Here is a 19,674-nt window from a genome sequence, read left to right as displayed (position 1 = left end):
ATGTATTACGGTCTTTTAAGCGGTATTCTTTGGGCGGTTGATACCGTTATTCTTGGCGTTGCTCTTGGTATGAGTCCTTATGTTGATTCAGCTCAGGCGTCATTTGTCAGCGCATTCATGCACGATTTCTTTGCCGCTGCAGTTCTTTTAGTCATGATGGCTCAGAAAGGCAGACTTAAAGACACCCTTGAGGCAGCAAAAACAAAGAGTGGCCGTGTAGTTATGCTTGGCGCACTTCTGGGTGGACCAATTGGTATGAGTGGCTACCTAGCTGCTATTAACACCATTGGACCTGGTTACACCGCTGCAATTTCAGCTTTTTATCCAGCCGTCGGCTCGCTTTTAGCATGGCTTTTGCTCAAAGAAAAGATGAACTTAAAGCAGATTATTGCCCTTATCGTTGCTCTTGTTGGCGTCATGGTTATTGGTCTCTCAACAGCAGCAGGCGAGGGTAACGGAAATGTTCTTGTGGGTATCTTGGGCGTTGCTGCTTGTGTCTTTGGCTGGGGATCTGAGGCGGTTATTTTGGCTTGGGGTATGCAAGACGATGCTGTTGATAACGAGACTGCACTTCAGATTAGAGAAACCACCTCTGCGTTTGCATACGGTCTTCTCATCTTGCCATTGGCTGGTTCCGTTGATTTTGCTGCACAGGTTGCACTCACTCCTGCAAATGGCGTTGTCTTTATTGCAGCACTTGCTGGTACTGCCTCGTATCTCTTCTACTACAAGGCAATTGACGCCATTGGCGCTTCTCGCGGTATGGCACTGAACATTTCTTACTCTGCATGGTCGGTAATTTTTGCAGCTCTTGCAGGTATTATCCTGCCAGCAATTATGCCTGAAGCAATTCCATCTCCATTGGTTGTAATTTGCTGCATTGTCATTATTGTAGGAACGGTTCTTTCTGCAACTCCAGATTGGAGTGAGCTGCTCAAGAGAGATTAGTTTGTTTCTGCAATTCTAGATGTCTTAAAAAACGAGTCATTCTGTGGTAAGAATGACTCGTTTTTGTTTATCTAAAGCTTTTAGCTCTGTGTTTGTGAGCTATTTATCGGAAACGAGTCGCCAGTTATTTCCCGTCAAACTCCAGGTGGTAAAGTCGGTTGCGTCACCATTGATGACAAACTCTCTAAGTTCTGCATCGCGGTTATTCTCGGTAATAGTTTCAATGTAGTAACGAGGACGATTCTCTCCCTCATAAGACTCATCAAGAGGAGTGGTGTAGTTAGAGAGCATCTGAGAATCTGCTCCCATATCCTTGAGCGTTTGAGCCAAGATATCGTAGTGCCAGACAGGAGCATCTGAGATTTGCATTGGTTGCTCCGCTTCTTCTGCGCTTTGACCAGCAGGTTTATAGAAGATTGCTGGAGCAGAAGTCTCTGTAATGTCGTTTGGCGTCAGATACCAGCGACCATGGTCAGCAGTCACAATAATAGAGGTGTTTTCGTAGAGACCAAGGCGCTTAAGTTCTGCAATATAAGCATCTACGATTTTCCAAGCACCGCGTGTCTGCTCGATCTCATTTTCTTCGCTTGGATCTTTAGGGCGCTCAAGGTTCCTATTAAGAATGAAAGGACCATGGGATCCCATAAGATGGATAAAGCGGAAACTTCCCGTATCGTTTTCATCGTGAACAGACAGGCCATAGTGCTGGAGTTCTTGGTAATACTTAAGATCATCTTCGTTATAGCGCTGAGAAGACATGTCAACCTCATCATACGTAAATTTCCTCATCATACGCATGTTAAGGTCCTCGGTGTAATACCAGAAGCGAGGTTTAATTACCCAAGGCATATCTCTACAGAACGCTGTCTTGTAGAGGATGCGAAGTGCGCTAAGAACATTAAGCTGGTTTTCTGAACCGCGACCACGAAGCTCGTGATAGTTGATAGTGCGGTTGTGCATGTAGTCGGTATAAATTGAGTTGAAGTTATCGGTATACAAGCCAACGGAGTAACCAAGTTTATTGATGTCATCTAGATAATGGCTGTTGTCCGCCCAACCATTAACAAAGCCTCCAAATGATTGACCGGGTTGTAGGCGATTTTCAAAGACAAGAGAAGGAATTCCGTATCGTGTAGGAATCATTGATCCAACAGAGTTCCTGTACCAGGTAAAGCCTGTCATATGGGCGAATGTCTCGGGATACTCGTTATAGATTTGCTGTACAAAGGCTGTATCAGTGGTATCCAAAACAAAGACCACAACGTTCTTTTTGGAAGAGACGTTAAAGAGTCCATCTCTTGTGGCATAGATTTGCTGAGATTCTCTTGTGTTTACGTCGGTAAAAGCAGCTACAGCTGGTCCCCATAAACTTGCAACGCCCACTGCCTGGACAATGATAAGAGCTGTTGCGGTTACCAAAAGACCCGTTCTAAGCTGCCTTGCTTTAAGGAGCGAGAAGATCACTGCAGCTGCAATAATTGCCAGCCAAATGAGGCCAGAGACAATCATCTGATTGGTAAAGTTGGACCAAATGACCTCATGACCATCAGCAAGTGGCATGCCACCGTTCAAGAACACTGCCTGAACATATGACGCTACGCCGATGGCGCCTACGAGCGCAACTGCAACGTTAAATACGCGTTTGCGAAGTAATGAAAGCACTGCAGTAGAAATAAGCGTTAGTAAAAGACCAGCTAAAAATACAGGACCTGCTACGTCATTAAGACTAAACGATAAATCCTTTGCATTGCTGGCTACCAGCTCAAGTGGGGCTACCACCAAGATAGTAAAAACCGTGAAGAAAGAAACAAGGAATGCAGCGCCAATGCGGCCCTTAGGCTTGAGGGTGCCCTCTTTTTGTTCTTTAAGGCGAATGGCTTCTGCTGCGAGGATTTCTTTCATCTGAGCGTTTGCAGCTTCTGCACCTTTGACGTCAACCTTATGTACTTTGCCTTCGACAATCTTGTTTGCGTTCTCGTCAATCTTAAGCAGACGGAAGAGCACCTTGCGAGAGCGTCTAAATGCCACACCAAGCACGGCAGAAAGAGCAACTACCACCGCAGCCAGCGCCTGGATAGTGTAGGTCATGACGGATGGGTCAACGTACGCCTGAGCTGTTGCTGGCAGAAGTGCCCACCAGGTCAGAGTTAACACAAGTGTGTAGAGTGCCCCGTGAATAATGAGTAGTTTTTTATTGGCTGACGATGTGGTCATAGTCGAAGAAGTCCCTTGTTTAAGTGGAATAAATTTAAACAAGCTTATTTTATGTTTTCGCAAAAGCTCGTAACTAGATTGCGATAATGTGTATAAGTTGTTGACATACTCTATCATCACTAGCCGTTACTTTTTTGGCCATTCTTATAAGCCAGGTTGATAAGCTTAGCCACAGGAGCTGGCCAAAACTTCTTGAGCATCTCAAGGTCTTCTTTTTCACGACGGTTATCGTGAATAAGGTGGCTAGTTTCAGAGTCTTCATGAATGCGGTGAAGCATCAGCACGCGGGTGTCGTACAAGAAATCACCCTCACGCTTACTAATTGTTTCCCATGCTTCCCAGTCTAAATTGGAGCCAAATCCAGCTTTGAAAACAGGGACGTCAATATTGGGAAGGACCAGTGTGGTGCTTGGGCAGCAAATGGCACAACCTAGTTCAAGCGAACGGCGCTTGGCCCATGACTTGCCTGCATTTTCTGGCTTTGAGAGCGAGTATAAGAGACGACGCTTTACCTTAAGTAGACGATTCTCAAGAACCTCCTCGCCGTCACGCAACTCGCCGTAATTAGTGAAATAAATCAGCGGGCGAGAAGAACTGTTGACGCGGTCAAGCATATGCTCTGCATAGGAAGGCTTATAGAGGTCATCCTGGTGCGCAATGGTTACCAAAGGAGTTGTGCAAACGCTGACGGCAAAGTTCCAGTCGCCGGCAATACCTCCCGGTCCAGGATTGACGTACATCTGAATGTCATACTTCTCGCAAAGAGACTGAATCAGTTCATTTGGTGTTGAAGTAGCCAAAAGAATATTCGTAGATAGTGTCTGCTCCTTGAGCGAGAGAATACATTCTTCTAGATAGGGACTCTCGCCATAAGCGCAGACAGCAAACGTGTGATCCTGAGGTGTATACATTGCTACATCCAATCGATTAGCTCCGATGTCTAGTATTATAAGAATGTTATCGGACGATGGCGAATGGGAGCCTTTGTGGAGTCTGACGGATATAAGACATACGAGAACCCTGATGAGCTAAGAAAGATTCAGATTCTTTCTACGCTTTTGATGGATGAGCTTGACCGCGTCTGCACGGAGCTTGGTATTTCGTATCAGGCGTACGGCGGAACTGCTATTGGCGCTGTGAGGCACAAAGGCTTTATTCCTTGGGATGATGATGTAGATATCTCGATGTTCCGCGAGGACTATGAAATCTTTTTGGAGAAGGCACCAGCGCTTCTTCGTCCAGATTTTTGCATTCAAAACGGAAGAAAAGACAATTTTTTCCCGGCAGTTAATACAAACCTCTCTTTAAAGGGAACAGTTTGCGTCCCTGACGAGTTTATGACCTGCCCTTTTACGTACGCTATCTCAATTGGAATTTTCCCCTTTGATAAAATTCCGGCGGATCCAAAGAAGCTGGCTAAGATTAAGCGTCAAACATGGTTCTGGGGACGCTTGAACTTCCTGCTGGTTACTCCAACACCTCGTGTGCCTTTAGTTGGCTGGAAGAAAAAAGTTGCTCTTGCGGGATGTTTTGTCATTCATCACGCTTTGAAGCTTTTTAGGGTTTCATCTGCGTACATTCAATGTAAATGGGATCAGGCAGCACGTGCTGCAGAGGGTGAGAAAACCACTCATTACGCAAGCTTTGTTGAACCTGATCCAGAGAACTGGTCAATGGACAAAGAGGATGTATTTCCAATGGTTCGCGTTCCTTTTGAGGACATTACTACTACGCTTCCAAAGGAATATGACAAGCTTTTAACCAGGGGATACGGGGATTACATGCAGCTTCCTCCAGAGAAGGATCGTAAAAACCATCATCCTGGTGCGCTTGATCTTGGTAAGTGGAAAGAGGTAGACGTTACCAAAGGAAGCCGTCAGGCATTTGAAGACTTTGGTCAGAAAAGCTAACTATGACTATTGATACTTCTGCGGAACAGCTTAAGAAAAACTACTTCTGGAATACGCTTGGTTCTTTAATGAACGCTGCCTCAACAGTGCTTATGTTGATGGTGGTCACACGTACCATGGGAGCTGCTGCCGGTGGTGTTTTCTCGCTTGCGTATGCTGTGGCTCAGCAGCTTATGGTTATTGGTCACTTTGAAATTAGGACGTATCAGGTTACCGATACAGAAGAAGTGTTCTCGTTTGGTGTGTATCTTGCGGCACGAATCATCACAACTGGTTTGATGGTTGCGGGAATCATCATCTTTACCCTGCAGTCCCAGGGATTGAGCTACGAGGGAGTGCTGTATGCCCTTATTGCATCGCTTCGTTTATTTGACGTTGTAGAAGATGTTTTCCATGGCATGTTCCAACAACATGGTCGCTTAGATATTGCTGGTAGAGCATTCTTTTATCGTGTTCTTGCAACGGTTGTTGGCTTTGCAGTAGGTGTACTTCTTACAAAGAACCTGCTTGTTGGTGCAGCTCTTTCTTTTGTTGCTTCGTTGGTGGTTATGGTTGCACTTGTTGTTCCTCCCACTAAGAAGATGACATCCCTTAAGCCTACGTTTGACTTTACGCAAATTACAAAGCTGCTGGTTACTACTGCTCCTTTGTTTGCCGGCTCATTCTTGCTGACGTACGTTGTTGGTGCTCCTCGCTATGCGTTGGGCGGTCTGAGTAATCAGGAACTTCTTACCTTCTTTACCGCTCTTGCTATGCCCGCTATGGTTATCAATCTTTTAAGTAACTTTGTCTTTAAGCCGCTACTAACGCAGATGGCTGAGTATTGGAATAACCAGCAAGATAAGCAGTTTGTTGGATTGATTCTTAAAGGCTTTGCGGTAGTTGCCCTGGCAACAGCACTTTCTATGGCGCTGGCTTGGCCACTAGGCGCTCCAGTTCTTGGACTTCTCTATGGTCTTGATTTTGAACCGTATAAGCTGGAGCTTTTGATGTTGCTTTTTGGAGGCCTGCTCAATGCGCTCACGGTCATTTTGTACTACGCCGTAGTAACCATGCGTAAGCAGGTTGCCGTGTTTGTGAGCTACGCTGCAGGTGCAGGTTTTGCCGCGCTTACAGGAGGATGGTTTGTAGGCAACTTTGGCATTATGGGAGCATGTGTGCTCTATGATATCTCGCTTGCAATTCTTGCTCTGGTATTTGGAATCTTCTGCTTCTTGGGATTTAAAGACCAAAAGAAAAAGTCCGCTGCGTAAGCGGACTTTTTACGTATATTGCATGTGGGTGAGCGCATCGTTAAAGGGCTAGCATGCCTTTTACACGCGGGTTCGCTGGTTAAGATCAGTTACAAAATCAAGGTTTTTCTCGTCACGTGCGTCTTTGTCACGCAGAGCAAGCTCAGCTGAAAGCTGCTCAACCTTATAAGTGAGCTTAGAAATTGCACAAGACTGATGGAAAATCCTAATAAGCATCAGCACAATAACCAGCATCAGGACAAAGTTTGCGGGACTCATAAAACCAAACAGGCCCGAGAAGAAATAGGCAAGCTGAGGGATAAGCGCAAACAAAACGAGGATTCCTGCAGAAACAACCCAATAGACTGAGTCGGAGATGCGAATCTTTGATTTGCGGACGCTATTGATGACAATGCCCATGGCAAATAGGGCGCCAATAAGCAGCAGAATTCTCAGAACTAAAGTCATGGTGTCACCTTATCTAAACCACTGGAAGAGCAAAAGCGAGAGACACGTGCGAGCCATATACATAATTGAGTTATAGAAGCTCAAGTAGGACTCACCACCTTGACGCTCACGCATCTCAGTTTCAATCTCGACAACCTTAGCTCCTCGACGCATTAGCAGCGAGATAGTGTCTGGCTCGGGGGAGAAGTCAAAGGAGCGCGCATACGTTTCAATAAGACCACGATCGTACATACGCATGCCTGAGGTAGGGTCAGTAATGGTTTGACCAGTGCTTGTCTTGATAAGCCAAGAAATCAGCTTGGAGCCAATCTCTCGAGGAGAGTTTCCGCGAGCCTTGGTAACAAAACGAGAAGCAATAACAATGTTTGCTCCCTCGTTTACCATTGCCTGGGCCATAGGAGCGATGTACTCAGGTCTATGCTGACCATCGGAGTCAAACTGCACCACAGCGGCATAACCATGTTCTTTGGCGTAGCGCATACCAGCCCTAAAGCCTGCAGAAAGGCCTCCGTTAACAGGTAAATTGAGGTAGTTAAATCCACGCTCTTTACAGATATCCAGTGTGCGGTCAGCGGAGCCGTCGTTGATTACGATGTAATCAACTTGAGGAGCTACCTGACACAACTCTGTAATAGTTGAAGCAATGCAGGCTTCTTCGTTGTAAGCGGGAACGACTGCAAGAATTCTCACAAGCATCCTTTGAATTGCAAATTACACGTTAACTGCATGAATATCATAGCTCAAAAGATGTATTAATCTTGACTCGTATATAGTAGATTACCTAAAGAAATTGAAAGGTGAACGCTATGGAGTTTCCAAAAGAGCTTAAAAACCCTACTCAATCGGGCAATTTTACGTTTTATGACACCTCGATTGAAGGTGTAAAGGTTGTGGACGTAAAGCTGTACGGTGATGCTCGTGGTGGCTTTATGGAGACCTACCGTGAAGAAAACTTTGTTGCCGGCGGCATTGAGGCTTCATTTGTGCAGGACAATCAGTCCTCATCCGTTCAAGGTGTGCTCCGCGGTCTTCATTTCCAGATTGAGCATCCGCAGGCAAAGCTTGTGCGCGTAATCTCCGGCACTGTTTTTGACGTTGCGGTTGACCTGCGAGAGGGAAGTCCAACCTGGGGTCAGTGGGAAGGCGTTGTTTTGTCCGCGGAGAATCGCAGACAGTTCTTTGTTCCTCGCGGCTTTGCCCACGGTTTCTTGGTACTCTCCGAGACTGCAGAGTTCTGCTACAAGTGTGACGACATCTATCACCCAGGTGATGAGGGCGGCATTATGTGGAACGATCCAGAGCTTGGCGTTGAGTGGCCAGCGTTTCTTGGCGAGAAAACCTTAGATCCTGCAAAGGTTATTCTTTCCGATAAAGACAAGATTCATCCAGCACTTTCTTCACTTAAGAAGTAACAAGCGCTGAAGGCAAGTTAGGTAGTATGAACGAACGTAATCGTCGTGAGCGAGAATCCACAGCTCACGAGCTTAATCGCATGAACGAGCCAGAGTGGACAGAGGAAGCTTCTGATAAAGAACTTTCGTCTTCGCCGCTCCCTCGTGCAACCCAGATGGAACTTCTCGCCCCAGCGGGAGGTCCTGCTCCATTTACCGCAGCTCTTGCTGGTGGTGCAGATGCTATTTACTGCGGCTTGGGCAACAACTTCAACGCCCGCCGCGGTGCGGACAACTTTGACGACGAGTCGTTTGCGCGTGCGTGCAGACAGGCTCATCTAGCTGGCGCTCGCGTATACGTCACCGTGAACGTTGTTGTTAAGTGGGACGAGATGCAGCGGGTGCTGCGCTTGATTCGCCGTGCGTGGGTTCTTGGTGCAGATGCCTTTATCATTCAGGACTGGGGTCTTATGGCTCAGGTAAGAAAGACCTGGCCAGAGATTGAGTGTCACGTTTCAACGCAGGCAAATATCCACGATACGCGTGGTGTTGCTGCCTGCAAAAAGCTTGGCGTAGGCCGCGTTACCTTGTCCAGAGAGCTTACGAAAGAAGAGATTTCTACCATTTCCAAGCTTGGCGTTGAGCTGGAGTGTTTTGGTCACGGCGCCTTGTGCTTCTGCTATTCGGGCATCTGCCACATGTCGTCTATGCGAGGAGACCGCTCTGCAAACCGTGGAGCCTGTGCTCAGCCGTGCCGCCTGCCATATGAGCTGCTCAATTCTAAGCACGAAGTTGTTTCGATGGGCGGCATTGATAGGCTGCTTTGTCCCAAGGATTATTGCACTATTGATGATGTGCCCGACATGATTGAGGCGGGCGTTGGCTCGCTCAAGATTGAAGGCCGCATGAAGGCTCCCGAGTACGTGTACTCGGTAGTGTCTTCGTATCGTCAGGCAATTGACGCTGCCGAGAAGGGCGTGGACAACCAAGCTGATGTGGCTCGCCGCCACCGCTTGCTTAAACGCTCGTTTAACCGCGGTTTAACTAATGCGTACCTGCATGGCACCGCTGGCAACGAGATGATGAGCTATGAGCGCTCCAACAACCGTGGAGAGATTGTTGGTGAGGTTACCGGAGGACGTCCACTTGAAGATGCTCTTGAGCGCAAGAGTGGCCTCAATGGTGGCCGTGTTAAGCTGCGCCGCTACAAGCAAGCAGATGTTGACCTTATTGCTCACGCTCCCATTGGCAAGAACGACTTGCTAGAAATTAGGCCCTTGGATGAGCCTGACAAGTTCCTGACTGCTCTTTGTCCTGTTGACGTTGAGCCTGGTCAGACGGTCACCGTCCGCACTTCTCGCGTTATGCAGACTGGCTCCACGGTGCGCATTATTCGCTCTGAGGCAGCACGCGTGGCAGCTGAGCAGATTTCTTCGCTAGAGTATCCTCGCAAACGTGCCGTTGACGTGGCTATTATTGCCCGCATTGGCCAGCCTTTTACCGTGGCGCTCACTACCGCAGACGGTGCTGCAAGCGCGTCTGCCGAGGGCTTTGTGGTGGAGGAGGCCCGCACTAAAGCGGTAACCTCTGACGAGCTTATTGAGCACGTTGGCCGCATGGGAACCTCCCCATTTGAGGCGGTAAGCTTTGACGTCCAGATGGATGAGGCTTGCGGTATGAGCTTTAGTGCCGTTCACAAGGTCCGCGCTGCAGCATGTGAGCAGCTGGAGGCCGCGCTTCTGGAGGAGTACCAGGACCGCGAGCAGAAGATTGCTCCGCTTTCCCGTCTTGCCTATCAAAAGGAGCGAGAAGCCCAGGACAAAGAGAAGCTTTTTGCCTTTGATGAGGCTGCTGCAAAAACAAATGCGTCGCAGGCAGAGGTATGTGTTCTGGTTGAGACTCCCGAGCAGGCACGCGTTGCGCTCAAGGCAGGAGCAGATCGTCTGTACGCAACAGCCGATGCCCTCGCAGAGACTTCGTGGCCAGAGGATCTTCTCGCCAAGGTGTCGCCATGGCTTGATGAGGTATGTCGCGAGATTGACCACAATCGCCTGGACCCGTACGTTGCTGCAGGTAGGACGGTTGTCGTGGGCAACATCTCCGAGCTGGCGCTGGCTGTTGAGCGCGGAGCTACTCCAGAGGTGCGCGAGTGCATTCCGGTCCATAATGACTACTCCCTGCAGGCGCTGGCTGACATGGGGGCAGAAGGCGTTTGGCTCAACTCCGAGCTGACTCTCCAAGAGATTTGCCACCTGGCGAGAAATGCCTCGATTTCTGTGGGTTATATGGTCAGTGGCCGTATTCGTACCATGACTACTGAGCACTGTATTTTGATGTCTACGGGCAAGTGCATCCACGATTGTGATGCCTGCAAACTTCGTCTTGAGGAGCACACGCTCAGAGGCATTGACAACGATTACATGCCGGTCAGGACTGATAGGCACGGTCGCTCTAAGATTTGGAGCCCTAAGCTCTTTGATGGCGTGCCCGAGATTGCCGAGATGCTCTCTGCCGGCGTGAAGCGCTTTATGGTAGACGCAACGCTTCTGAGCACGGAGCAGACACAGGAGGCTACCTCTCGCGTAGTTGCGGCGATTGCGGCAATAGCGTCGGGTGCATCATTGCCTGCACGTCTGAAAGATGCTTCAGTTGGACATCTTTTCTCGCCAATTGGATAGTGCAGAAATAAGTTTGGAATTTTGGGTAGGATACCCATGTTGTAAGTTATGGGCGCATCCGCGCTTGAAGAGTTTGAGTAGGAGCAAACATGGCCATTAATCGTGACCTTTTGAATGCAACCCTTGATGTTATTCGCCAGAGCCTTCAGACCGACGGCGGCGACGTTGAGCTTATCGATGTAAGCGATGACGGTACTGTTACCCTTGAGATGGTCGGCTCTTGTGCTGGTTGCCCTATGTCTGCATACGATATGTCTGAGGGTATTGAGCGCATCCTGATTGAGCATGTTCCTGGCGTTAAGCGCGTTCAACCTGCAATGCTGTAAGTTGCCGCTCAGCACTAAAAAGTGAACGTTTGGCGCTTATCGGTTGTTAGTTTCATACGCATAAACGTGTTTTTTATGCAGAGAAGTTATGAAGAACCATAACTGACCTGCGTATTTACAAATTTTATATATCACGTCCCGCACATTATTGTGTAGGGCGTGATATTTTATATAAACGGATAACTAGGTTTTCTGACCATACATTTGTATGACGTAAGAAAGGTGGACGTTGTGGTTCTTTCTGATCGCGACATTAAAGCAGAGATTGCAGCTGGTCGTATCGTTATTGAGCCTTTATGCGAGAAAAACGTGCAGCCTGCATCGGTTGACGTATGTCTTGGCTCAAACTTTAGAATCTTCCGCAATTCTACGCATACCTCAATTGATCCACTTGTAGCTCAGGAGGGTCTTACTGAGTCAATTGATGTTCCTGAGGGAGAGGTTTTTGTCCTTCATCCTGGTCAGTTTGCGCTTGGCACTACGCTTGAGCGCATTGCTATTCCTGACGATATTCTTGGCAAGCTTGAAGGAAAGTCCACCCTGGGACGCCTGGGCCTTATGATTCACTCAACTGCAGGCTATGTTGATCCAGGTTGGGACGGAGAGCTCACACTGGAGCTTTCTAACGTTGCTAACCTTCCAATCATTTTGCATCCTGGCATGAGGATTGGTCAGCTTTCCTTTGAGCGCATGAGTTCTCCTGTTGAGCGTCCTTATGGCTGCGAGGATCTTGGTAGCCATTATCAGGGCCAGCGTGGTGCAACTCCTTCGCATGTTCTTTCAAAGTAGTTTTAGTAAGTAGGACGTATTGTGTGGCTTGATGCTTTTTATCATTCATTAAACCCAGTAGCGCTTTCACTGGGTCCGCTATCTATCAGGTGGTATGGTCTGGCATATCTCGTGGGCTTTGTGCTTGCTGGCGTAGTTATGTACAGAACTGCTCAGCGCTGGAAACTTAACGTTACCCTTGATGACGTGCTTAATTTGATGGTAGGCATCTCGTTTGGCGTTATTGTGGGCGCCCGTCTGTTCTACGTTATTTTCTACGGCGCTGGTTATTACGTGGCTCATCCACTTGATGCATTTGCCTTAAGTCAAGGTGGTATGAGCTTCCACGGTGGCCTTGTAGGCGCTGTTGTTGGCGGCTCTATTGTCTGTAAGGCATCAGGTCTTTCTATCCCTACCATCTGTGACCTGGGAGTTATTGGCGCACCACTTGGTCTTTTCTTTGGACGCTGCGCAAACTTCATTAACGGTGAGCTTTGGGGAAAGCCAACAGATTTGCCTTGGGGAGTTATGTTTGAGACGGGAGGAGCGGTCTATCGTCACCCTTCTCAGCTCTACGAAGCACTTCTCGAGGGTCTTGTGATGTTTGTCATTTTGTACGTCCTTTCTAGGAAGTATCCTCCTCGTCCACAAGGAACGTTCATTGGAACGTTTTTGATGCTCTATGGCATTTTTAGGTTTGTCGTGGAATTTGTCCGTGTTCCTGACGAGCAGCTTGGCTATCTCTTTGGCAGCTTTATTACCATGGGACAGCTACTCAGTCTGCCTTTAGTTGTACTTGGAATAGTGGTGCTTGTTATGGCAAGAAGGCTAAACTCACCACAAGTTGGAAGGAATTAGAAGCATGTTTAAAAAGGCGCTCAATAGCCTTTTCTCCATACTTTTAGTGCTTGCGCTCTTACCAGCTCCTGCATTTGCAGAAGCAGCGGGGGAGTTGACCACTACTGTTACAGCAACTACCTCAACAGAGACTGCTCTTGCTGCTAATGACAGCGCTTCTGGTACTGAAGCTGTTTCTGGTACCGTAGCCGCCACTTCTAGCGCAGCCACAACCTCTGAAGAGACAGGTCCTGGCGTTGCTGCAACCACTAATGAGACTGACTATCCACACAAAACACTGGACCAGGCAGTAGAAACACTGACCAATTCCTTCTATAAGCCAAAACCTCGCTATGGTGTAGACACTAACCTCAACACTATGGTTGCAGAAGAACTGCGTCGCATTGGTGCTGGAGAGGTTAACGTTAGAGTGGCATCTGTTCAGATGTCTTCGACAGCCTCATATGCTCACGCAGGCATTTCTACTGATTTTGCAACTAATGGTTCTATTGAGTACTTCTGGATGGACGCCGCTGGCTTTACTAATCAGAGAAGCACTCTTATTCTTCGCCAGGCAAAAGTTACCTTTGAACTTTCCAAGGATGGAAAGACCGTCCAATATACCTGCAATGTTTTAATCCCTTGGGATGAGGCAAAATCTCAGGCGCAACTTGCTGACGTATCTCAAAACCTTGCGCCATCATACGCGGCAGGACAGAATGAATCTTCAGTAACTTCAAACTTTACCCTTCCACATAAGCTTGTTTCTGCAGATGGAAACCAACTTTCATGGTCTAAGGTCACTTGGACTAGCTCAGATACCTCTGTCGTTCGCATTGATGGATATGGCACTGAGCCCTATAAGGCAACAGTTACCCGCGGCATTCGTGACAAGCAGGTCACGCTGACTGCAAATGTCTCTTTGAGCAGCTCCGACGCTCCTCAGACAAACTATCAGAAAACCTTTACCATAACGGTTCCAGGGGACCCTTCGGCTATTACCGATGCACAGAATAATCTGTTGAGACGCATTAACAGGCGTTTCTCGGCATCAAGCATTAAAGATGTGTATACCAATCACTCCATTAATGCTCAGGCGGTTACAGACGACCTGCAGATGCCTACGCCAAAGAACTTTGGCTTAGACGGAAAGCGCTATCAGTTTACGTACACTTCCTCCAATGCTGCTATTACGTTCAATGGCTATAGGGGAACGGTGTACCAGCCTCTGCCTTCTGCTTCCGCGCAGCAGGTAGACATCACTCTGACCGTTACCGATAAAGAAAATCCTGAGGTATCAGTCTCTAAGACTCTTACGGTTACGGTAAGCCCGCTTAATCAGGCTGATATTGATGCAGAGCTTGCTTTGATGAATGAGTCTAAGGCTCATTTCTGGGATGCACTTGCTACTCCTTCTGGTCAGCAGAATAAACAAGACAGCGTTTCTGAGTCTCTGGCCACGCCAAATAAGTTTTATCGTGCTGCTGACGGCTCTTTGACCTGGTCTTATGATGTTAACAATACCGATAAGACCGCAAGTGGTATTGTGCCTTCAGAGTTCCCAACATACGACCCCATGGGCCCTGCTGATCAGGCGCGCACGTACAGCTCTTCTCAGCCAACAATTATTCAGAACGAGAATCTTGTTCTCACACAGACTCCTGAGTACAACACGTCTGTTACGGTTTCGGCACTTCTTTCAAGTGCACGCTATTCTCGCTATGCAAGCTTGTATCCAGATAATGAGCAGTTCCAGGCCCTTACTAATCAGAAGGTCTCTGCTACCTTTACCGTGGCAGGCGAGAAGGGCGTTCGACCTGTAGAGGAAGACCCAGATCCAAGTCAGCTTGTTTCCGTCACTCTTTCTGTAGTAGGTCTTGATAAAGACGGTAAGCCTCAGCACTGGGCTCCTACTCAGACTATTGAGGTTCGTAAGGGTACCACTGCTGACAAGGTAACGTATGACTACCTGAAGAATAATGGCCTAACCTATGATGCAGCAGGCGGTTATTTGTCTTCTATTACGTCGCCTTCACAGGGACTTACGCTTGCAACAGCGCAGGTAGATGGCGCCTATAAATGGTGGCAGTTCTTTGTAAACGGTCAGCTTTCGGACAAGATGGCAAACAATGTTACCTTGGACGAAAACACTACCATTACCTGGACATATGGTGGTCAGGATAGCTCCATTCCAACTCCTCAACATGAGTTGGTCATCAATCCATTTGCTGAGCACCCTAACTACGAGGCATCTTGGAGCGGTTTTGGTAGCGGAAACGGTTCCACTACTACGCAGAGTACCCCCATTAATTCTGCAGCTCTTCGTTGGAGTGTGACTGAAGGAACTCAGAATACACCTGGATTTGTTTCTGATCAGGTCATTGTTCATGATACGGTCTATTACGTAAGCGGTTCTACTCTCAAAGCAGTTGACGCTGCAACAGGTAACCTTATTGCCGAGGCACAGATTGGCTCCAAGGTCTCGTACTTTGCACGTCCTCTGTACGTTAATGGCATGATTGTTGTTGCTACCGATGATGGATGCCTTACCGCATTCTCGGCAACAACTATGGAGTGCATCTGGAAGACAGAGCCGCTGGATACCACCAATGCGCTGCAATCTGTTTCTAGCCTGACGGTTAATAACGGCACCATCTTGGCTGAGTTTACTAAGATGAGCGGATTTGACGCAGCTGGTGGTTACATGGTTGCTGTTGACGCTACAACTGGCGCACTTCGCTGGAAGCAGAATGCACAGCCTGCAAATATTCCTGGAGCAACCTCTGGTCAGCCTTCAGGTTATTACTGGTCTGGCGCAGCGGCTTCTGGCTCTGACTTTATGATTGGCGACGAGTCCTCCTCTGTCAGGCTTATCAACGGTACAACCGGTGCCATTGAGGCTGAGCTTAACCTTGGCTCGCCAATTCGCGCAGGTATTGTTCCTGTTTCCGTTGATCAAAACGGTAATGGAACCTATCTTGCTGTAACCAGAAATGACGGTACGCTGCACCTGATTAGAAGAAACGGTTCTTCTCTTGTTGAGGAGAAGCAAGTCAAATTTGCAGCAGAGTCTACCTCTACACCAACTATCAGCGGTTCTAACGTCTTTGTTAACGGCGTTGATGCTGAGGGCTATGGAACTATCTCTGTGATTTCTCTTGACACCTTTACGGTGACTGACCAGGCTCGTGCTGGCAAGGGTAAGTCTCAGAGCACTCCTCTTGTTTCTGTTCAGCAAAACGGTACCTATGCCTATTTCACGGTAAACGGTCTACCTGGTGGCGTATGGGTATACAAGTTGGGCACCAGCAGAGCAGCTCAGATTTACACTCCAGATAAAGATCACCAGAACTACACTACATCGTCGGTCATTGCAGATTTTGAGGGCAATCTTTACTACACCAACGACTCCGGCACGCTTTTCTCGCTTATTAATCAGAAACCTTCTGGCGAGAATACCCAGCCATCTGGAGACATTTTTAGCAGGACAGATTCCACAGCTACAAACGTACCAGCTCAAGATCCTTCATCTCCAGCTGCGCATGAAACTTCCTCGACCACCGCTGCGAGTGCTGGTGAGGAGGTTACAAAGGCTCCATCTGAGAACAAGACTGCAGACACTAACTCTGACGATAAACAGCTTCCACCTACTGAATACTCAAATAAGCAAGCCGCTGCCCCACAGCAGGTGTCCTCTGCGCCTACCATTCCACTTCTGAGTGTCTTTGGTTTCTTTGCTTCTGGTGCAGTTCTTGCAGTGTTTGTAGTGTTGCTTAAGAAAGAAACTGCTGCAATTCACCATGTTTCCAATGGCCGAGGCCAGGTGAGATAGTGGTTAAGCTCACAAGAGAATCCAAACGGATTCTCTATTTGGCAGCATCAATAGTATCTTTTGTGTTCATGCTTTTCTTTGCATGGACATTAGTCCAGTATTTCTTTACGCCCGCTTCAAGCACTTCTGCTCAAGAAGCTCCTACCGCACAAGGTCAGACGGTAGCAGGTACTTCTGGCACGCAAACAGACTCTCAGACGTCACAGACGCAAGGGAGCTCTAGTTCAGACGCTCAATCAAATGCTGATGCGTCTAAAACGCAGGATTCTTCTAATCAGAAAACGTCGGAACCTTCTAACACTGGTAACTCAACAAACGCTGTAGCTGCTCCTCATAAAGAGAATAGTGCGCTTTCTGTAAGTGTTACGGTTGATGGCTCTGCAGCCAAAGGGCCTTCATTTACCGTCAACCTCCAGGTGCAAGAGGGTACGTCAGTCTATGACGCGTTGCTTGCAAGTGGAGCCGGGGTAAATGCACGTAGCACGTCGTTTGGTATATACGTTGCGGCTATTAATGGGCTTGCAGAGCGTGACCACGGTCCACAGAGCGGTTGGGTATATTCAGTTAACGGTGTTCAGCCTAACTACACATCAGATGCATATGTTCTGCATGATGGCGATTCGGTTGTTTGGACGTACGTTAACGCGGTGAACTAATGAATCCCGCACGCACAAGCTTTTCTCGACTGCACCCACTTGCTACGGTGGTGCTGTTTGGATGCGAGGTTGTGCTTGCCGCATTTTCTTTTCAACCTCTCTGTGCGCTGATTGCTTTTCTAGGAGCGCAGCTTTGTACAATCCAGTTGTTTGACACCAAACATGCTGCTAAACAGCTTGTTTGGTATGCTCCAATTATTATATTGATGGCAGTTATCAATCCGTTTTTCTCGGCATCTGGCTCTACCATTTTGTATTCTTTTGGGCACACGCAACTGTACGTAGAAAGTCTGCTGTACGGAGCTACCTCAGGTCTCGTGCTCGTAAGTACTTTGAGCTGGCTTGAGTGCCTATTTGCAGTAGTATCGCCGCTCGAGATGTTGCAGCGATCAAGTGTGCGCTTTCCAGGATTACAGCTGGTCTTGAGTCTTTCTGTGCAGCTTATGCCGCAGCTACTTTCTGATCTGTCAACAGCCCGCCAAATCCAGTCAGCAAATACCGCAGCTAGAAGGTGTGATTCTGCCGCACGGGCTTACCGGCAAAGCAACGTTTTAGGTCAAAGCCGTCTTTTGAGCGCGAGAAAAACTATTGCGCAATCAGCTACCACCATTAACGCAGTGAGCATGAGCTCGCTGGAGAAGTCGATGAGTACGTTTCAGTCTATTGTGTCTCGAGGTTGGGGGATGGCAGGGCACAGGAGCAGATGGAACACTGAAGTGCTTGACGCCTATGATACTGTAGCGCTGCTGGTATTTGTTTTCTTAAGCGTTATAGCAGCGGTTTGTTTGTATATGCTGGTACAAGCTTGGCAGTTTTATCCTACTATGCCAGAGTTCCAAGTGAGTTTTTGGTATCTGGGCGTAGTACTGTTTACCATTTTACCAGCAATTTTTGTGCGTATTGATACTGTCTTATGGGAGCAGTCTGTATGAGTGAGCATTCTTCCTATATTCAGAATTCATCTGCTACTTCAGTTAGTAAAGAAGTAGTTCTTGCTATTCAAAATCTCTCGTTTGCGTATGCTCTAACTCCAGACCGCAACGTTGTAGAAGATTTTTCCTGTGAGGTTTGTGCTGGTCAGATTAGTCTTTTACTGGGACCAACTGGTTCAGGCAAGTCCACCATTTTGAGCCTCATTAAGCCCGAGATTGCGCCTCAAGGTAGGAGAGAGGGCTCCATTATTGTTTGCGGCCAAGAGGTCTCTACGATGACGCAGGCGCAATCCGTAGACACCATTGCATTTGTGCCGCAAGCCACCTCACAAGCACTTGTGTGTGAGACACCTTTGAAAGAGCTGGCTTTTGGCCTGGAAAATCGAGGCGTTTCAGAGAAAGAAATGCGCCGTCGCATTTTTGAGACGATCAGCTTTTTTGGCATGGAATCGCTCTTGCACAAGCGCTGTAACGAGCTTTCCGGGGGAGAACAGCAGCTAGTGGCCCTTGCTGCAGCGCTTGTCTTGCGCCCAAAGCTGCTTTTGCTGGATGAGCCAACTTCGCAGCTGGACCCGTTTGCGCAGAAGAGTTTCACCGCGCTCCTGGAGCGAGTGGCGCGCGAGCTCAACGTTGCCGTGCTTGTTGCCACCCACGACGTTGCCGCGTTTGAGCACCTTGCTGACGCGCGCGTCTGCCTTGGTGGCGAGAAACCCGGTGCGCTCCAAGCAGACAGCTCTTCTCGCCAGGCGCTTTGTCCTTGTAGCTCCGTGCCAAACCAAGCATCCACCGCGGCCGACAGCACTCTCGTGCTCGAGTTCAGCGCCGTGACGTTTGCGTATCCGCAGAGTGATCAGTTGGCGCTCAGCAAGTGCTCGCTTGAGGTCACGGGGCGAGAAATTCGTGCGCTTGTAGGCGGCAACGGCTCAGGTAAGTCAACGCTGCTAAAGCTTGCAGCGGGCGTTCTCCGTCCAAGGCGCGGACATATCTACAACCAGCTCCAGCAATCTCAAGGATACATCCCACAAGATCCCGAGCTGCTCTTTACCTGCCAAAGTGTGGGCGAGGAGCTTGTCCAGTGGCAACAAAGTGACGCCTATTCTGATCAGGATGTTCAGGAGCTTCTGGAAGCTTCGGGACTTCTTGCTCGCACAACATATCAGAAGCTTATGTCTTCTCATCCATACGATTTGTCTGGTGGACAGCAGCAACTCTTAGCCCTCGTAAAAGTGCTGCTTACAAAAGCGCGTCTGCTTATTCTTGACGAGCCAACAAAAGGACTGGATGCCCCAACCAAAGATGCTGTTGTCAATTTGCTTTCTCGCGCACAGTCAGAAGGTGCAACCATAGTAATAGCAACGCACGACATGCAGTTGATATCGCGCGTTGCTGATAACGTTTCTTTAGTATTTGATGGCCAGATTTCTCTGACAGAGCCAACTTCAGAGTTCTTTGAGAACTCATGGGTGTGGTCGGCAGAGTAGG

Annotated in this window: 16 protein-coding genes; 12 read left to right on the top strand and 4 right to left on the bottom strand. The window is 48.3% G+C overall.

Features of this window, described 5'->3' with window-relative positions; all coding sequences use genetic code 11:
• Nucleotides 1-948: a DMT family transporter gene (locus tag HMPREF1493_RS03445; protein WP_035427849.1), complete on the top strand. Its 948-nt coding sequence runs from the start codon at nucleotides 1-3 to the stop codon at nucleotides 946-948.
• A 99-nt stretch (nucleotides 949-1,047) separates the two neighbouring features.
• Here HMPREF1493_RS03445 and HMPREF1493_RS03440 read toward each other — a convergent pair whose 3' ends face one another.
• Complete coding sequence (locus HMPREF1493_RS03440; protein WP_035427847.1) at nucleotides 1,048-3,162, bottom strand: LTA synthase family protein; 2,115 nt, start codon at nucleotides 3,160-3,162, stop codon at nucleotides 1,048-1,050.
• Nucleotides 3,163-3,281: 119 nt separating this feature from the next.
• Nucleotides 3,282-4,073 carry a glycosyltransferase gene (locus HMPREF1493_RS03435; RefSeq protein WP_035427845.1) on the bottom strand — a complete coding sequence of 264 codons (792 nt, stop codon included), beginning with the start codon at nucleotides 4,071-4,073 and terminating at the stop codon, nucleotides 3,282-3,284.
• Between the two features lie 75 nt (nucleotides 4,074-4,148).
• On the opposite strand from HMPREF1493_RS03435, the gene HMPREF1493_RS03430 reads away from it, so the two are divergent.
• Both HMPREF1493_RS03430 and HMPREF1493_RS03425 read left to right on the top strand, forming a co-directional pair.
• Entirely contained in the window at nucleotides 4,149-5,072 is a 924-nt protein-coding gene (locus HMPREF1493_RS03430; protein ID WP_084058311.1) for a LicD family protein, read from the top strand.
• A 2-nt stretch (nucleotides 5,073-5,074) separates the two neighbouring features.
• Complete coding sequence (locus HMPREF1493_RS03425) at nucleotides 5,075-6,325, top strand: lipopolysaccharide biosynthesis protein (RefSeq protein ID WP_035427841.1); 1,251 nt, start codon at nucleotides 5,075-5,077, stop codon at nucleotides 6,323-6,325.
• A gap of 60 nt (nucleotides 6,326-6,385) precedes the next feature.
• Here HMPREF1493_RS03425 and HMPREF1493_RS03420 read toward each other — a convergent pair whose 3' ends face one another.
• Both HMPREF1493_RS03420 and HMPREF1493_RS03415 read right to left on the bottom strand, forming a co-directional pair.
• The gene (locus tag HMPREF1493_RS03420) at nucleotides 6,386-6,772 is read right to left on the bottom strand and encodes a DUF2304 domain-containing protein (protein WP_035427840.1); all 387 of its coding nucleotides are present in this window, start codon (nucleotides 6,770-6,772) and stop codon (nucleotides 6,386-6,388) included.
• A gap of 9 nt (nucleotides 6,773-6,781) precedes the next feature.
• Nucleotides 6,782-7,462, bottom strand: a complete 681-nt coding sequence (locus tag HMPREF1493_RS03415) for a glycosyltransferase family 2 protein (protein ID WP_035427839.1) — start codon at nucleotides 7,460-7,462, stop codon at nucleotides 6,782-6,784.
• Between the two features lie 116 nt (nucleotides 7,463-7,578).
• On the opposite strand from HMPREF1493_RS03415, the gene rfbC reads away from it, so the two are divergent.
• The 9 genes from rfbC (at nucleotide 7,579) to HMPREF1493_RS03370 (ending at nucleotide 19,673) form a co-directional block, all read left to right on the top strand.
• Entirely contained in the window at nucleotides 7,579-8,184 is a 606-nt protein-coding gene (rfbC, locus tag HMPREF1493_RS03410) for a dTDP-4-dehydrorhamnose 3,5-epimerase (RefSeq protein WP_035427837.1), read from the top strand.
• Between the two features lie 26 nt (nucleotides 8,185-8,210).
• Entirely contained in the window at nucleotides 8,211-10,841 is a 2,631-nt protein-coding gene (locus HMPREF1493_RS03405; RefSeq protein WP_035427836.1) for a U32 family peptidase, read from the top strand.
• A gap of 89 nt (nucleotides 10,842-10,930) precedes the next feature.
• On the top strand, nucleotides 10,931-11,167 hold the full coding sequence (locus HMPREF1493_RS03400) for a NifU family protein (protein WP_012809080.1): 237 nt from the start codon (nucleotides 10,931-10,933) through the stop codon (nucleotides 11,165-11,167).
• 231 nt (nucleotides 11,168-11,398) lie between these two features.
• Nucleotides 11,399-11,956, top strand: coding sequence for a dCTP deaminase (dcd, locus tag HMPREF1493_RS03395; protein ID WP_035427834.1), 558 nt, complete (start codon nucleotides 11,399-11,401; stop codon nucleotides 11,954-11,956).
• 21 nt (nucleotides 11,957-11,977) lie between these two features.
• Complete coding sequence (gene lgt / locus HMPREF1493_RS03390; protein ID WP_035427833.1) at nucleotides 11,978-12,793, top strand: prolipoprotein diacylglyceryl transferase; 816 nt, start codon at nucleotides 11,978-11,980, stop codon at nucleotides 12,791-12,793.
• Nucleotides 12,794-12,797: 4 nt separating this feature from the next.
• Nucleotides 12,798-16,604 carry an outer membrane protein assembly factor BamB family protein gene (locus HMPREF1493_RS03385; RefSeq protein ID WP_035427831.1) on the top strand — a complete coding sequence of 1,269 codons (3,807 nt, stop codon included), beginning with the start codon at nucleotides 12,798-12,800 and terminating at the stop codon, nucleotides 16,602-16,604.
• A gap of 38 nt (nucleotides 16,605-16,642) precedes the next feature.
• The gene (locus HMPREF1493_RS06850; protein WP_198013754.1) at nucleotides 16,643-17,260 is read left to right on the top strand and encodes a DUF4430 domain-containing protein; all 618 of its coding nucleotides are present in this window, start codon (nucleotides 16,643-16,645) and stop codon (nucleotides 17,258-17,260) included.
• A complete protein-coding gene (locus HMPREF1493_RS03375) occupies nucleotides 17,260-18,192 on the top strand; it encodes an energy-coupling factor transporter transmembrane component T (protein WP_035427829.1) in 933 nt (310 codons plus the stop codon). Before HMPREF1493_RS06850 ends, HMPREF1493_RS03375 begins: the two co-directional genes overlap by 1 nt.
• Nucleotides 18,189-19,673, top strand: coding sequence for an ABC transporter ATP-binding protein (locus tag HMPREF1493_RS03370; protein WP_051485250.1), 1,485 nt, complete (start codon nucleotides 18,189-18,191; stop codon nucleotides 19,671-19,673). The genes HMPREF1493_RS03375 and HMPREF1493_RS03370 overlap by 4 nt, the downstream gene beginning before the upstream one ends.
• Nucleotide 19,674 lies beyond the last annotated feature (1 nt).

This window comes from Atopobium sp. ICM42b (assembly GCA_000564995.1).
GTDB lineage: Bacteria > Actinomycetota > Coriobacteriia > Coriobacteriales > Atopobiaceae > Lancefieldella.
The sequence above is the reverse complement of the archived record's forward strand: the minus strand, read 5'-3'. Positions and strand labels throughout refer to the sequence as shown.

What these genes read in the sequence shown, in the direction of transcription:
- rfbC (WP_035427837.1), top strand. Translation starts at nt 7,579, where the DNA reads ATGGAGTTTCCAAAAGAGCTTAAAAACCCTACTCAATCGGGCAATTTT.
- HMPREF1493_RS03405 (WP_035427836.1), top strand. Translation starts at nt 8,211, where the DNA reads ATGAACGAACGTAATCGTCGTGAGCGAGAATCCACAGCTCACGAGCTT.
- HMPREF1493_RS03400 (WP_012809080.1), top strand. Translation starts at nt 10,931, where the DNA reads ATGGCCATTAATCGTGACCTTTTGAATGCAACCCTTGATGTTATTCGC.
- HMPREF1493_RS03370 (WP_051485250.1), top strand. Translation starts at nt 18,189, where the DNA reads ATGAGTGAGCATTCTTCCTATATTCAGAATTCATCTGCTACTTCAGTT.
- HMPREF1493_RS03440 (WP_035427847.1), bottom strand. Translation starts at nt 3,162, where the DNA reads ATGACCACATCGTCAGCCAATAAAAAACTACTCATTATTCACGGGGCA.
- HMPREF1493_RS03425 (WP_035427841.1), top strand. Translation starts at nt 5,075, where the DNA reads ATGACTATTGATACTTCTGCGGAACAGCTTAAGAAAAACTACTTCTGG.
- HMPREF1493_RS03375 (WP_035427829.1), top strand. Translation starts at nt 17,260, where the DNA reads ATGAATCCCGCACGCACAAGCTTTTCTCGACTGCACCCACTTGCTACG.
- HMPREF1493_RS03420 (WP_035427840.1), bottom strand. Translation starts at nt 6,772, where the DNA reads ATGACTTTAGTTCTGAGAATTCTGCTGCTTATTGGCGCCCTATTTGCC.
- HMPREF1493_RS03445 (WP_035427849.1), top strand. Translation starts at nt 1, where the DNA reads ATGTATTACGGTCTTTTAAGCGGTATTCTTTGGGCGGTTGATACCGTT.
- HMPREF1493_RS03385 (WP_035427831.1), top strand. Translation starts at nt 12,798, where the DNA reads ATGTTTAAAAAGGCGCTCAATAGCCTTTTCTCCATACTTTTAGTGCTT.
- HMPREF1493_RS03435 (WP_035427845.1), bottom strand. Translation starts at nt 4,073, where the DNA reads ATGTATACACCTCAGGATCACACGTTTGCTGTCTGCGCTTATGGCGAG.